The sequence below is a fragment of the Psychrobacillus sp. FSL K6-2365 genome (genome assembly GCF_038003165.1).
Lineage (GTDB): Bacteria > Bacillota > Bacilli > Bacillales_A > Planococcaceae > Psychrobacillus > Psychrobacillus psychrodurans.
On the sequence record NZ_JBBOOO010000001.1, the window covers coordinates 211,833 to 224,849 of the forward strand.

The 13,017-nt window shown below is 36.5% G+C and carries 14 protein-coding genes and 1 riboswitch; of the genes, 6 read left to right on the forward strand and 8 right to left on the reverse strand.

What is annotated here, in order from left to right; all coding sequences use genetic code 11:
* Complete coding sequence (locus MKY29_RS01065) at positions 1 to 345, forward strand: DUF6176 family protein (protein ID WP_241600507.1); 345 nt, start codon at positions 1 to 3, stop codon at positions 343 to 345.
* A 63-nt stretch (positions 346 to 408) separates the two neighbouring features.
* Here the strand turns inward: MKY29_RS01065 and MKY29_RS01070 are convergent, their stop codons facing one another.
* The 4 genes from MKY29_RS01070 to MKY29_RS01085 form a co-directional block, all read right to left on the reverse strand.
* Positions 409 to 996: a YdcF family protein gene (locus MKY29_RS01070; RefSeq protein WP_241600509.1), complete on the reverse strand. Its 588-nt coding sequence runs from the start codon at positions 994 to 996 to the stop codon at positions 409 to 411.
* A gap of 13 nt (positions 997 to 1,009) precedes the next feature.
* Positions 1,010 to 1,651 carry a glycerol-3-phosphate acyltransferase gene (locus MKY29_RS01075; protein WP_093495342.1) on the reverse strand — a complete coding sequence of 214 codons (642 nt, stop codon included), beginning with the start codon at positions 1,649 to 1,651 and terminating at the stop codon, positions 1,010 to 1,012.
* A 194-nt stretch (positions 1,652 to 1,845) separates the two neighbouring features.
* Entirely contained in the window at positions 1,846 to 2,463 is a 618-nt protein-coding gene (locus MKY29_RS01080) for a M23 family metallopeptidase (RefSeq protein ID WP_340878738.1), read from the reverse strand.
* A 98-nt stretch (positions 2,464 to 2,561) separates the two neighbouring features.
* Positions 2,562 to 2,747, reverse strand: coding sequence for a hypothetical protein (locus MKY29_RS01085; protein ID WP_241600514.1), 186 nt, complete (start codon positions 2,745 to 2,747; stop codon positions 2,562 to 2,564).
* 500 nt (positions 2,748 to 3,247) lie between these two features.
* Here MKY29_RS01085 and MKY29_RS01090 point away from each other — a divergent pair, with 500 nt between their 5' ends.
* A complete protein-coding gene (locus tag MKY29_RS01090) occupies positions 3,248 to 3,823 on the forward strand; it encodes a GNAT family N-acetyltransferase (RefSeq protein ID WP_340878739.1) in 576 nt (191 codons plus the stop codon).
* A 79-nt stretch (positions 3,824 to 3,902) separates the two neighbouring features.
* Here the strand turns inward: MKY29_RS01090 and MKY29_RS01095 are convergent, their stop codons facing one another.
* Both MKY29_RS01095 and MKY29_RS01100 read right to left on the reverse strand, forming a co-directional pair.
* A complete protein-coding gene (locus MKY29_RS01095) occupies positions 3,903 to 5,600 on the reverse strand; it encodes a methyl-accepting chemotaxis protein (protein WP_340878740.1) in 1,698 nt (565 codons plus the stop codon).
* Positions 5,584 to 7,227 (reverse strand): pyridoxal phosphate-dependent decarboxylase family protein, encoded by a 1,644-nt coding sequence (locus MKY29_RS01100; protein ID WP_340878741.1) that lies wholly within the window; start codon positions 7,225 to 7,227, stop codon positions 5,584 to 5,586. The genes MKY29_RS01095 and MKY29_RS01100 overlap by 17 nt, the downstream gene beginning before the upstream one ends.
* A 273-nt stretch (positions 7,228 to 7,500) precedes the next feature.
* Positions 7,501 to 7,615: riboswitch (SAM riboswitch) on the forward strand.
* A 113-nt stretch (positions 7,616 to 7,728) separates the two neighbouring features.
* Between MKY29_RS01100 and MKY29_RS01105 the strand changes: the two genes are divergently transcribed.
* From MKY29_RS01105 to MKY29_RS01115, 3 genes are all read left to right on the forward strand, one after another.
* Positions 7,729 to 9,021, forward strand: coding sequence for an O-acetylhomoserine aminocarboxypropyltransferase/cysteine synthase family protein (locus tag MKY29_RS01105; RefSeq protein WP_340878742.1), 1,293 nt, complete (start codon positions 7,729 to 7,731; stop codon positions 9,019 to 9,021).
* A 130-nt stretch (positions 9,022 to 9,151) separates the two neighbouring features.
* Positions 9,152 to 10,138 (forward strand): homoserine dehydrogenase, encoded by a 987-nt coding sequence (locus MKY29_RS01110; protein ID WP_093495337.1) that lies wholly within the window; start codon positions 9,152 to 9,154, stop codon positions 10,136 to 10,138.
* 129 nt (positions 10,139 to 10,267) lie between these two features.
* Positions 10,268 to 10,486 carry a hypothetical protein gene (locus tag MKY29_RS01115; RefSeq protein WP_340878743.1) on the forward strand — a complete coding sequence of 73 codons (219 nt, stop codon included), beginning with the start codon at positions 10,268 to 10,270 and terminating at the stop codon, positions 10,484 to 10,486.
* 47 nt (positions 10,487 to 10,533) lie between these two features.
* Here MKY29_RS01115 and MKY29_RS01120 read toward each other — a convergent pair whose 3' ends face one another.
* A complete protein-coding gene (locus MKY29_RS01120; RefSeq protein WP_090569977.1) occupies positions 10,534 to 10,764 on the reverse strand; it encodes an excisionase family DNA-binding protein in 231 nt (76 codons plus the stop codon).
* Between the two features lie 98 nt (positions 10,765 to 10,862).
* Between MKY29_RS01120 and MKY29_RS01125 the strand changes: the two genes are divergently transcribed.
* On the forward strand, positions 10,863 to 11,735 hold the full coding sequence (locus MKY29_RS01125; protein WP_340878744.1) for a DMT family transporter: 873 nt from the start codon (positions 10,863 to 10,865) through the stop codon (positions 11,733 to 11,735).
* Between the two features lie 294 nt (positions 11,736 to 12,029).
* Here MKY29_RS01125 and MKY29_RS01130 read toward each other — a convergent pair whose 3' ends face one another.
* Positions 12,030 to 13,013, reverse strand: coding sequence for a DUF4179 domain-containing protein (locus MKY29_RS01130; protein ID WP_340878745.1), 984 nt, complete (start codon positions 13,011 to 13,013; stop codon positions 12,030 to 12,032).
* Between the last annotated feature and the right edge of the window lie 4 nt (positions 13,014 to 13,017).

Sequence of the window (13,017 nt, forward strand, 5' to 3'; positions counted from 1 at the left end):
ATGAATATTGAATGCACAAGGTTTAGAGTGAATGAAGGTAAAACAGACAAAGTAAATGAATGGTTAGCTTTTTTGAATGAACACATGGAGGAAGTATTAGTTACTCTTGAAGGTGAAAAAATGTATATAGAAACAATTTTTAGAGAGTTTATAAACGAGCATGAATATCTTTATTGGTATTCTGTACAAGGAAAAGGTGGACAAGCTGTTGAAGAGTCAAAGCATTGGATTCATATAAAACACCTTGCCTATTGGGAAGAATGCATAGATAAGTCTTATCCAGCAGTAGAATTACAAGCAGAGGTAGTAATGATTCCCAATCGAATACGTAATTCTATGAAATAACTTATAAGATGGGTGAAAGGAAAGTAGAGGCGTTACTTTCCTACACCCGTCTTATTAATATGATTATTTTCCGAATATATATGCCTTTAACAATGCTGCACGTTCTCGTGTACGAACCTTGAGTTCGACAACTTTTGGAGTTTTAGCAGCTACTACATCCGAATCCCAACCTAGCTTATTTGCTAGTATTTTGGCACGGTGCAAATGGTAGTCGCTTGTAATAAGTGTAACGGAATTAATATCACTTGGTAACATTTCTTGAGAAAGCAAAAGATTTTCATACGTAGAAGTCGCTTTATCTTCTAAGAGGAGCCTGTCTTCATCAATTCCATTTTCCAATAGAAAATCTTTCATAACAACAGCCTCTTCAATATCTTCATCGGGACCTCGCCCTCCTGAAAGAACTAATTTTACATGTGGATACTCTTTGGCATAGATAAGAGCGGCATCCAATCTATACTGTAAGGCGAGAGAAGGGATATTACCTTTTTTCACTTTGGCACCAAGAACAATAGCATAATCATTTGTACCGTCTGCTTTTGGTTCTAGACCATCCTCTAACCATTTACTTGTCAGTAACCAGATACCAATTCCACTAGAAGCAACAACGACTAATGGGACAAGCACTATCCACCTCATTTTTTTCTTCATAATTATCCTCATTTCATACAGACGGTTTCTTCTTACTTAAAAAGGTGGAAATTTTCATCTCTTCCTTTCGCATTAAGCGACGAAAATTCTCGATATGTAAAACAACTGCCATCAAAAATAGAAATCCGGCAATAGCCATTGGTCCAATTCCCTCTGCAAACCAAATAGATGCACCGATAAAGACAAAGTAAAAAACAAAAACACCTATTAATAAGTAATCCGTTAAAAATGTAGTTCCTATCAATAATATAAGTCCGATTAAGCCAAGTGGCCAGCTAAGAGCTAAGAGCACTCCGATAAGGGTGGCAGTGCCTTTTCCACCTTTAAATTTAGTGTAAATAGGAAAGTTATGCCCGAGTATTACCGCGGCACCTACACTATATAGCAGTATGTCCTGCTCAACTAAGGTAAAATCTGTGTACTTTAACACCAAGAAACGCGTCCCGATTACGACTATAACTCCTTTTAAAATATCAATAATTGCAACTAAAACACCATATTTTGCACCCAAAACAATAGCTGCATTTGATGCGCCCGAGTTCTTTAAACCTTCTTTTTTAATATTCACACCACTTAGATATTGTGCTAATTTAGAACCATGAATGGATCCAATCAGATAACTAATAACGAGGATACTAATCATTGAAACAACCATTTTTCACCTCCCACTAACTTCAATATATTAAACGAATGAAAAGATAAGAAGTTTCAGAATTTTAAAGTGGAAGTGTTCTATGTATTTTGTTCAGGCTATGTTAAAGGTAGAGGCTGAATTAAAATAATATCTTTACTCCTTTTTGAAGTAAAGAACCCGGTCGTTGTATAAGACTAAAACTTAAATACCTCCGCTTACCACACCAAGCTGTTTCTTATTAGAAATCTTCCATTGAAATGGATTGGCACACCTACCCCGTTTTTTTCAACATGGATGTGTAAATGTGGTTCGGATGTATTTCCTGAATTGCCGACTAACCCAATTGGCTGTCCTTTCTGTATTCTTACTCCTTCTTTTGCAACAACAGTTCCTTTTTGCATATGTGCGATATAGACATTTACATCTTCATCCTCACAGAGTAAGTTGAGGAAATTTCCTTCTGCATTTTCAGAATCAGCATCGGGAGGTGTCAAATCTGGTAAATCATTTCGGACTTCGAGAACTATACCGGTACACGGACTATATAATTGTTCTCCATATATGAAAAAATTATCAAGTTCTTCTGGGTAAATACCGGCTGCTCGTATCCCGAATTTATTCAACTTAACAACGTCTATGGCATATTGCTGACTGGCATAAGCATTATGATAGTTAATTAGCACATGATTTCCACCCTGACCAACATAATAAGTCCCGTTTTTCAGCGGAAAGTCGAGTTCAACGGCATCATCTTTAGTTGTAAAACCACTGAATGTCAAAATATTATAAGCACCGAAAACAAGTAAAAGAAGCACGTTGAAACTCAGTGACATCTTTTGGCTACGGTTGAATTTGATGCGAAATGGAAGTGAACGTACTTTTTTCCATGAACTATAAGTCGACAGTAACAAAAAGAACATCATTATGAATCTTAGATAATAACTGAACCAATCCCATGACGATAAAAAAATTGCCAGGTTGTAAATAGAACTGTAAACACTACCAGTGTCAACCAGTTCAATTTACTAGGAAAGTTTCCTTTCCATAATGAAATAATAAACACTGTCGGTAATATCAATTGGATTATGAATAGCTCCAAAATTGCAAGTGTTGTCATATGCTTTCTCCTTATAAAGGGGTTTTTCGTATAGTATGTCGCTAATATCAGAGATGTTGATTTACTTGAATTCCCATATAATAATTTACTTATTCAACACAATCGCAAAAATACCTTCTTATTCAACTAAACTGGACCATTAGTTTAAGTGAATGCTCCTAAAATCTCACATTTATTTTAACATAAATACCTAGAGTTATATGAGTACCGCATTCTCCGTATTGAATGATTAATCAATCTTGTCCTTTAATAGAGTCTTTTAAAATTGAAACTATCGATTATGAAAAACGTATTAAAATTACCGTATCTAATTTTTAGCTTTCGTCGGTATGGATACTAAGGAAGTCCTATCAGCTATTTTTTTATAAGAAAAAAGACTTAATGGGAATTCAGCCAAGTGAATAACATTATGGTCTAATTAATATGGGCTTCCAAAATTATAAAAAAACAAATGAAAAGAAAATGACTGTCTATTTGGCGTAACTTAAGGAGAGAAAAATATGAATGTAGAAATAGTTTTTGGAGATTTCCCAGTATTGGAATCTGCTAATCTAGTATTAAAAAAAATAGATGATGTGCACTTAGAGGAAGTATATAAAATTTACGATAACGAAAATGTATTTGAGTATTGTGGAATCATTCCAAAGCATAATGTACAAACGGTAAGGAAGATGATTGGGCATTTTGATAGAGATTATCACAAAAAAAGTAGAGTGAAGTGGGGAATCTTTCAGGAACATCAAAGTGATAAATTGGTGGGAATTATAGAAGCTATGGATTTTAACCAAAAAGTGAACACGGTCTCTATTGGATACTTTTTGGCAGAGGATAATTGGGGGAAGGGAATTGCAACTGAATCGGTTGGGATGGTAGTAAAGTTTTTATTTGAAGAAGTTAATGTAAACAGAATTCAAGCTGAGGTTATGCCTGCAAACGAGGTATCAAAGAAAGTCCTCTTAAAAAACGGTTTTATGAAAGAAGGATTATTAAGACAAGCTTTTATATGGTCTGGTAAAGGAATAATAGATTTAGAAATATACGGCATTCTTAAAGGGGACTATACACGTATTTTATAGTGCTGGGTTTTAAAACAAATTAAATCGGAAAATAAAAAAGCCTCAATACCATTTACATGGAATTGAGACTCTCTTAACATTAAATATCAAATCTATGAACAGCGTTACGTAATTGTTCCGACATACCAGCCAAGTTATTAGAGGAATTTGTAATCTCTTCCATACTCGCTGCTTGTTCTTCAGATGCTGCCGCTACATTCTGGATATTCCCAGATGCTTGAATAGATATAGCACTTACTTGTTCCATGGAACCAGCAATGTTAAGTACACCCTTGTTCATACCTTCAACGACGCTGTTAACATCATTCATTTGTTTGGTTAACTCGCTCACAGCTGTATAGATATCTTTAAAGGCATTGCCCGCCTCATCAAATGTAGTAACGCTATCTCTTAAATTATCATAGCTTATTGCCATCGATTTAACCGCATGAGAAGATTCTGATTTAATCGTATCAATACGAGTACTAATACTATTGGCAGCTTCACGCGATTGATCTGCCAATTTTCGTACTTCTTCTGCAACAACTGCGAATCCTTTACCATGCTCTCCTGCACGTGCTGCTTCAATTGAAGCATTTAATGCAAGTAAGTTTGTTTGATCAGTTATTTCTGTAATTAATGAAACAATATCCCCAATTTCTTGCGTATAATCGCTTAAACGTTTTACAACATCTGAAGTAGCATTAATAGCATCGGATGTGGTGTCCATTTTTTGAACGGCAATGTGGATGGTATCATTACCTTTTGAGGCAATTTCAGATGCGTTTAAAGCCTTGCCAGACACGCTATTAACTTCTAATGCCACTTTACTCATAGCTTCAGAAATAGTAGAAACATTTTTCTCCACTTCTTCTATAGCCGCTGTTTGTTTTTCTGAACCAACGGAAACTTCTTGCATGGAGGAAGTGATTTGCTGAATTGACGCGCTTGTTTCTTCAGAACTCGCTGATAACTCCTCCGACGTTGCTGCTACTTGCTCAGCATTTTCGCCAATATGAGTAATTAAGGAACGTAAATCCCCAGTCATATTATTAATACCATGAGAGAGCTGAGCAATCTCATCATTGCCTTTAATATGCAAATGCTCTACTGTTAGATTCCCTTTCGCTACTTCTTCTACAAAGTCGGTAACAGCTTTAATAGGATTTATAATGCGTTTACTTACGAAATAAGCAATTATCGTACCTAATACAATAAAGATCAATGTAATCGATATGGATAACCTAATAATTTGGCTTTCTAGTAAAGTAATGAATGATGCATCCATATCTAATCCTAGAATTATATCTGTATTCTTGAAGGGAATGAAAATAGATTTGTGGGTCCCATACTCATCTGTATAGATGTCACTAATTTTGACTTCCCCTTTGTCAATAGCTTCATTCATTTTTTCATCAAATGTATAAGAGGCATTACGGTCATCCGTATCACTCAATGCAACAATATGTTCAGTTCCATTTGAACGTGAAAGAACATACACATTTTCCACATCGTGGTTCGCTTTTGCTTCATTTAATTTGTCTAGTAATGTACTGTATTGTTCGTCATTATCACTATCAGCACTTACAACTAGATCAGAATCTAGATCGTCAAAAACATCATCAGATACTAATTGTAGTGTAGTTTCGAATTGGTCGATAACGTAATCGTCTATAATTGCTTTAGAGAAGATGAACAATATTAAACTAAAAATGATAGAGAATAGCGCGATCGGTACTATAAAACTTAGAATATATTTATATAACATAGAACTCTTTAGTTTAGTAAATAACTTCATCTTTTACAGCCTCCAATGTAGTGATGGAATGATGAAGGGAATCTACCATTGCTGAGATGTGCTCCGCTTCGGTATACGGTGAAATAGAAAAGAATTTCGCTGCTGCAACAGGAACCAGTTCATCTGAATCACAAACTGCTACAGTGCATACACGAGTTGTATCACCGAAAAAGACATCATCACGATGTTTCCCTAACACTTCAAATAGCGATGAATTTAAAGCGTTGATTTCTTTTACTTGTGCCAGTGAATAACGGCCTGCTTGTTCATCTCTCCAATTCAATCCTTTTTCATAATAGCGATAAGCAGTAATAGGTCCGATATTCGATTCATTTACCACATATAATGAAGGAATCTTTATAGCTAATTGCTCCTGGAATGCTAAATTCACACGAACATAATTTGCTAGGAGCTGTTGGTATCCCGTCTTACCAAACGCCAACAATGCAGCATAAATGGCAATCGAACTACCCATACGTGAGCATTCTAACGTATAACCAGTGTGATACGATCCATACCCTCTATTTCCAACATACGGCGTATCAAAATCTTCTAAGTCCAATAAACCTAGATATTTACCTTCCTTCACTAAAAACAGACTCGTTAAGTAAGGGGTTTGTCCAAGCTTTTGGAAATCAAAACATAAACTATCAGCCAATGATATATACTGCATTCGTTCACGAATATGTTGAAGACTTACTAGCACTTCTTGTTCAAAATGTAGAGGGTTATTTTCAAAATCATAATCATTAAAGAATGCATAAAATCCACCAAGTGCAGAATCGGCATGAATATGGATAGGTTTCAAATTATATTTACCTTCGAAAGCTGTGGCCATTTCTTTAATCGCTTTTACATCGTCAATAGCAAAGTTATCTGTTGCACCAGTAGTTGCAACTATATACACAGGAATGCCGCCTTTTTCAATAACTTCCGTTAATCGCATTTCCAGATCTTCCATATCCATAGAATGATCCGCCCCAGCTTTGACACGAACTAGATGATTGCTTCCAATACCAACAGCCTCTACAGACTTCAATAAACTATAATGTGCATTTTCAGATGCAAAACAGTATAAATTATTTGGAACGCCTTCTTCTTTTGCGTTAGGGAACTGTTTTGCTATTGCCATACGCAAGCCACTGAACACAGCGCCTTGTCCGCCCCAAGTTGTGTAACCAAAGCTTTCAGTAAAATCATATCCAACTAGCTTCGACATCATGGAGACCACTTTTACTTCACATTCAGCTGCAGCTGGTCCGTAAACATCCCATAAGTTATTACCATTTAATAATGAGTTAGTTAATAGTCCAAGGACGCCGGGAATACTTGCCATTGGCAGTACATTTGTTACGAAGTTTCGTGTATGATATGGATGACCTTTCATTAAATCAGTCAATTCTCCAACTACTTCGTCCATTCCTTTGCTATTTAGCGGTACTTCGTAATCTTCCATTAACTCTTTATAAAAGTTTGCGGAACGTTCTTGTATCGGTCCAAGCATCGTTTTATTTGGATCTTTCAAAGCATCCATGGATGTTAATATTGTTTCTACGTAGCCTAATAGCTGTTCTCTCTGTTTTCCATTACCATCTTCACTTTGGAAAAGCTGTTGTATATTCTTCATTTTTTCACCCTTCTTGGTCAATATTTACTATCGATAGATATAGTTTATAGTTCGTTATACTCCCGTATAGTATATACTTATTAGACTATAAAAGACTAGAAATTTCGTCACAAATAGAAAATAAAGAATACTTTAGAATATTTGTAATATTTATGCAAAGAGGAGCTTTTAAAGGGGGTAAACAAAATATTTTTTAACTTTTCGAAAAAGTGTTGACAAATAGTTTGATAGAAATCTATACTGTGTAACAAGATGGAAAACTAAATCTAAATACTCTTATCAAGAGTGGCGGAGGGAATAGGCCCTACGATGCCCGGCAACCAACAAGTTCTTAACTTGGAAAGGTGCTAAATCCTACAAATTCTAATACGAATTTGGAAGATAAGAGGAGGAACATGCGAATTTGCACCCTCTTCTTAATTGAAGAGGGTTTTTTGTTTGTTCTAATCCTCCTTCGCCTCCATAAGCGTCCATCTAAACTACATTTTAGGAGGAATTCAAATGACAAATCTTCAAAAAGAAACACTACTTTTACATGGTGGCCAACAACCAGATCCAGTGACAGGCTCACGAGCAGTACCTATTCACAAGACTACATCATTCGTTTTCAAAAATACAGAACATGCGCAAAACCTATTTGCTCTTGCGGAAACTGGTAATATCTATTCTCGTATTACGAATCCAACGGTGGATGTTTTTGAACAACGAATTGCATTATTAGAAGGAGGGACAGCAGCAGTTGCACTTTCTTCTGGAATGGCAGCTATTGCATTTTCTATTTTAAATATTGCAGGAGCGGGAGATGAAATTATTGCTGCCGAAAATTTGTATGGTGGTACATTTAATTTATTCGCTCATACATTGCCGAGATATGGAATTACAGTGAAGTTTGTAGATTCAACTAATCCAGAAAATTTCCGAGCAGCAGTTACGGATAAGACAAAAGCGTTTTTTGCAGAAATCATTGGAAACCCTAGCTTAAATGTATTAGATGTTGAAAACGTTGCAGCTATTGCTAACGAAGTAGGAGTTCCATTGTTGGTAGATAGTACTTTTGCTACTCCCTATGGATCGAATCCGATTAAGCATGGTGCACATGTAGTGATTCACTCGGCAACTAAATGGATTGGCGGTCATGGAACAACTATCGGTGGGGTTGTCATAGATGGAGGAAATTTCAATTGGAACTCTGATAAATTCCCTGGATTCACACAGCCGGATGTAACCTACCATGGTTTAAGATACGGAATAGATGTTCCGAGTGTAGCGTTTGCAGTGAAATTACGTGTTCAATTGCTTCGTGATTTTGGTCCAACACTAAGTCCTGAAGCCGCTTTCTCCTTTCTACAAGGATTAGAAACACTTCATTTACGTGTACCAAAGCACAATGAAAATGCGCAGAAAATTGCGGAGTACTTAGAAAACAACGAAGAAGTGACTTGGGTTAATTACTTAGGCTTAGAAAGTCATCCTTCACATGAGCTTGCTAAAAAATACTTACAGAATGGTTTTGGCTCTATCCTAACTTTTGGGGTTAAAGGTGGTAAAGAAGCAGGACGCAATATTATCGATAATATAGAAATTTGGTCGCATGTAGCTAACGTTGGCGATGCCAAATCACTAATAATCCACCCAGCATCTACAACACATCAGCAGTTAACTCCAGAGGACTTAGTGAAATCGGGAGTTTCAGAAGACTTAATCCGCTTGTCTGTAGGGCTAGAGGCAGTCGAAGATTTACAGACTGCACTCGAAAAGGTACTCCTAGAAAAAACAAATGTCCTCTCTAGGTAGAATTTTATTGATAATTGAGTGAAAATAGGCTACAATGTGTAAAATAGTTCTTCTAATATAACTGCGAATAAATTTTACTAATAAAAGCAAATTGGAACTCAATTGTGCGGATTCATTTGGAGGAGATAGCATGGCGACGATAAAAGCAGCAATCCTAGGTTTCGGAACAGTGGGGCAAGGGATTTACCACATTGTAAATGAAAAAAGAGAAGATCTTAAAAAGTCTTTAGGCTTAGATTTAGAAATTAGTGCGGTTCTCGTAAACAATGTTGGAAAAGAGAGAATAGCTACACCCGGTGTCCTAGTTACTGATAACTTTGAGGATATTATCAATATTCCTGGTCTTCAAGTAGTCTTCGAGGCAATCGTAAATGAGGAACCTGCATATAACTATCTATGTAGAGCAATTGATAAAGGGTGTCACGTTGTAACAGCTAATAAAGTGATGTTTTCCAAGTATAGTATCCCATTGCATGAGCGTGCAAAGTCTCGTGGAGTATTTATCGGATATGAGGCAACAACAGCAGGCGGAGTTCCAGTTATTAAGACATTGAAAAATTTACTACAAGTTAACTCAGTAAAAAGAATTCAAGGTATCTTAAACGGCACTTCAAATTACATCCTGACACAAATGAGACAAGATGAATGTCAATTTGATGATTCATTAAAAGAAGCGCAGGACCTTGGCTATGCAGAAGCAGATCCATTTAACGATGTGTCCGGGCAAGATGCATTCCGTAAACTGATGATTCTAAGTGCACTTGCATTTAAAAAACAGCCCAATTGGAATGATGTTCGAGTAGTAGGTATAGACGAAATCTCATTAGAGGACGTCCGTAAAGCGAAAGAACAGGGACTACGATACCGTCACGTGGCAGAAATAGAGCAAGACGAAAATGGAGAACTATACGCTTCCGTAGGACCTCAGCTCGTAGGACCAGATCATCCTTTGTACTCGATTGAAGGAGTAAACAACGCGGTGGCTTTAGATACAAACTATATTGGAACATTAACATTAGTCGGTCCAGGAGCAGGAATGTATCCAACGGCAAGTGTAATGGTAGAGGATTACGCGGAGATAATCGGTAAAAGAGCAGGTTTTTTCATTACGATCTAAGTTTAATTTTAGTGGTACCAGAGTCAATTTCATAATTATTTATTACCATAGAAAATACGAATATTTATGTGATATTATCGGTTTATTTAAAGTGGACTTTGTTAATTGGAGCGCAAGGAGGTGACTCCAGTGGGAATAGCAAATGTTTTCTGCACCGATAGCGAAGCGACAGGTGCACGAGCTGAAAGCCCCGCAGGAAAGACATTGGTCAAACTTTGTTTGGCCAACGTCTTTGCGACGAGTAACCGCAGGAGCATATGTTTTCGCAGTGACGAGGAGATTGAAGCTGTGCCCACGGAAAGCGTCCGCCTGGAGCGGAAATCAACAGAAGTATGGATGCCCAATTAATACAAAAGGACATTCTCCTCATTCGGAGAACGTCCTTTTCCTTTGTATTAATCTTCGTCCTTTACATCAATATCATCTGGAATAGGAGTATTTCGCCATTCGTCGATTTGTCGCTTCAAATCCTCAATCTGCTGTAAGTGGGTTTCAAATTGGGCGCTATTTACGTAATACTCTTCACCATCAAAAATAGCACGAATCTTCTTTTCTGAAATATATCGTTTTACTTGATCAATAGGCATTGATAAATAATTCGCAGTTTCTTCTACTGTCATATACATGTAAAATGCCTCCTATCGTATTAGTATAAGATACGATTGGCAGTAACTCAATATGTGCTATATTGGAAGTTAGAAAATGTGGGAAGGTGGGGGAAAACTTGACCGTATTACCATACATATTCGTACTATTAGGTGCTATTCTATGGGGGACAACAGGAACTGCACAAACATTTTTACCAGACAATGCACACCCATTTATAATTAGTGCTGGACGTTCCGCAACGGGAGGATTATTCCTTCTAATCATTATGATTCTATTAAAAAAAATTAAATTCCGTTCATGGCCTTGGAAACAAACATTATACGCCGCTATTTGTATTTCATTGTTTCAGCTCTTATTCTTTTCATCAGTTCGTTTAACAGGAGTAGCTATAGCGAGTGTGGTTGCTATCGGAAGTGCTCCGGTATTTTCAGGATTGATTGAGTGGATATTTTTAAAGATGCGTCCTACAAAAGTTTGGGGAATATCAACTGGTTTAGCGATTACTGGATGTTTGTTTTTATTTATTACAAAAGGTGAAGTGAGCATTAATCCAATAGGGGTTTTGTATTCATTGGTCGCTGGTCTTATTTTTGCATTGTATACAATGAATAGCAAATCTTTGCTGCAAAAAGAAGATGCCATATCGGTTGTTGCGATGACCTTCTCGCTTAGTGCCCTATTGTTAACACCTTTCTATTTTATACTTGACGTAAGTTGGTTGCGGGATGCTGGAAACGTAGGAATCATTTTTTATTTAGGAATAGCTACCACTAGTATTGCTTATGTATTATACGGTTGGGGGCTTCGCAAAATCCCAGCTTCCTCAGCGTTAACTTTGTCCCTGGCGGAACCGACAACTGCCGCTTTACTGGGGGTTGTTGTGGTGGGTGAAGTTCTTAGTACAACGTCTTGGGTAGGGATTGGTTTATTACTCGGGAGTATCGTTATTTTAACGTTAGGGAGTAAATCTGGTAAGGTAGTCACGTAAGCGCTATAAGAAGGTAAAATGTTCGTGACTGTCATCCCCTAATGAATAAGAAAGCATCTTTTCCCTAGTTATCCAAAAAAGAATTAACCTGTTTCTAAGAGTGATAGGTGGGAGACAGACAAATGCCATAAGATTACCTAAGAAAAGTGATATTGGTTGTCACGGATGTCACAACCAATATCACTAAAAATTAACTCGGTAATAGTATAACGGAAAGTCTGTCCAGAGCCCTTCCGGAAATGAGGTTTTGAACTTAAAGGTATGGGCATTAATTTTGCTCGTTTATTCTTATTATTAATTTATAGGGATTCGTTCACTTAGCGGATTATGATTGGAGTCATGAGCAATTAGATAATAACTATTTTCTGTCAATGTGAGGCCATTAAATCGTCCAAAGGATTGCTGATCTAAGCTAGTAAAACCTGTTGAAAACCTTTGTTCTACGCCATCCTCAGATTGAATGGTAAAATAAATATTTTCACTAGAAGCCAGCGATAAATCATAATAAATAGTTGTGGAAATAGGAGTGGAAACAACCCTTTCTATTGTAACCTGTTCTCCATTATTTAATGTGATTGGCTTTTTCATTTCAAACACTTTTTTCTCTGCAAGCAAATTTGCTTGTGATACTTGTACATTGAACGTCCATGGTTGTTCTATTCTTATAGAATCTTCCATACTTCGACCCAGAGTTTCGTAACTAAGTTGTATATGAATATCTTCTGTTTCAATTGCTTGGTTTAAATCAATATCGTTATAAATAGTAAACATTGAATCGTTTAATTCGATGGATTGACTACCTGTTGTTATCGTGTAATCTTGTCCATTCACTTTTACTACAGGTCTAATATGTGTTTGGTAATCAAACTTTACATCATCAGCTGGTTCAAATGTTGAACTTAAAACTACTTGTTGGTCATCTAACATAACTTCATTTAAGGTGAGTTTTCCAAGTTCATTTTCTGCTGTTTCCCCAATTGCTGTTTTATACGATGAAAAATCTAGGTTTTCAATGTTTGGATAGTTATATTTTTCAACTACTCCACCAACAAATGGCATACTAGCAATTGTTCCTTTATCTATTGCCAGTGACAAGCTGAGTAAAGCTAATGCTACAACCGATACACTTGCTAATAACCAGCGTCTCTTTTGTCTAATTGGCACTATTTTATTTTTAAAACCCTTTAAGATACGTTTTTGCTCCAGATGAGACAACTGAGTTTCTTGAAATTCACTTATATCTAACTTAATGTCATTCAAATCTTTATAAATAGACATTCAC

What these genes read in the sequence shown, in the direction of transcription:
- MKY29_RS01110 (WP_093495337.1), top strand. Translation starts at nt 9,152, where the DNA reads ATGGCGACGATAAAAGCAGCAATCCTAGGTTTCGGAACAGTGGGGCAA.
- MKY29_RS01100 (WP_340878741.1), bottom strand. Translation starts at nt 7,227, where the DNA reads ATGAAGAATATACAACAGCTTTTCCAAAGTGAAGATGGTAATGGAAAA.
- MKY29_RS01075 (WP_093495342.1), bottom strand. Translation starts at nt 1,651, where the DNA reads ATGGTTGTTTCAATGATTAGTATCCTCGTTATTAGTTATCTGATTGGA.
- MKY29_RS01130 (WP_340878745.1), bottom strand. Translation starts at nt 13,013, where the DNA reads ATGTCTATTTATAAAGATTTGAATGACATTAAGTTAGATATAAGTGAA.
- MKY29_RS01120 (WP_090569977.1), bottom strand. Translation starts at nt 10,764, where the DNA reads ATGTATATGACAGTAGAAGAAACTGCGAATTATTTATCAATGCCTATT.
- MKY29_RS01090 (WP_340878739.1), top strand. Translation starts at nt 3,248, where the DNA reads ATGAATGTAGAAATAGTTTTTGGAGATTTCCCAGTATTGGAATCTGCT.
- MKY29_RS01080 (WP_340878738.1), bottom strand. Translation starts at nt 2,463, where the DNA reads ATGTCACTGAGTTTCAACGTGCTTCTTTTACTTGTTTTCGGTGCTTAT.
- MKY29_RS01070 (WP_241600509.1), bottom strand. Translation starts at nt 996, where the DNA reads ATGAAGAAAAAAATGAGGTGGATAGTGCTTGTCCCATTAGTCGTTGTT.
- MKY29_RS01095 (WP_340878740.1), bottom strand. Translation starts at nt 5,600, where the DNA reads ATGAAGTTATTTACTAAACTAAAGAGTTCTATGTTATATAAATATATT.
- MKY29_RS01085 (WP_241600514.1), bottom strand. Translation starts at nt 2,747, where the DNA reads ATGACAACACTTGCAATTTTGGAGCTATTCATAATCCAATTGATATTA.
- MKY29_RS01065 (WP_241600507.1), top strand. Translation starts at nt 1, where the DNA reads ATGAATATTGAATGCACAAGGTTTAGAGTGAATGAAGGTAAAACAGAC.
- MKY29_RS01105 (WP_340878742.1), top strand. Translation starts at nt 7,729, where the DNA reads ATGACAAATCTTCAAAAAGAAACACTACTTTTACATGGTGGCCAACAA.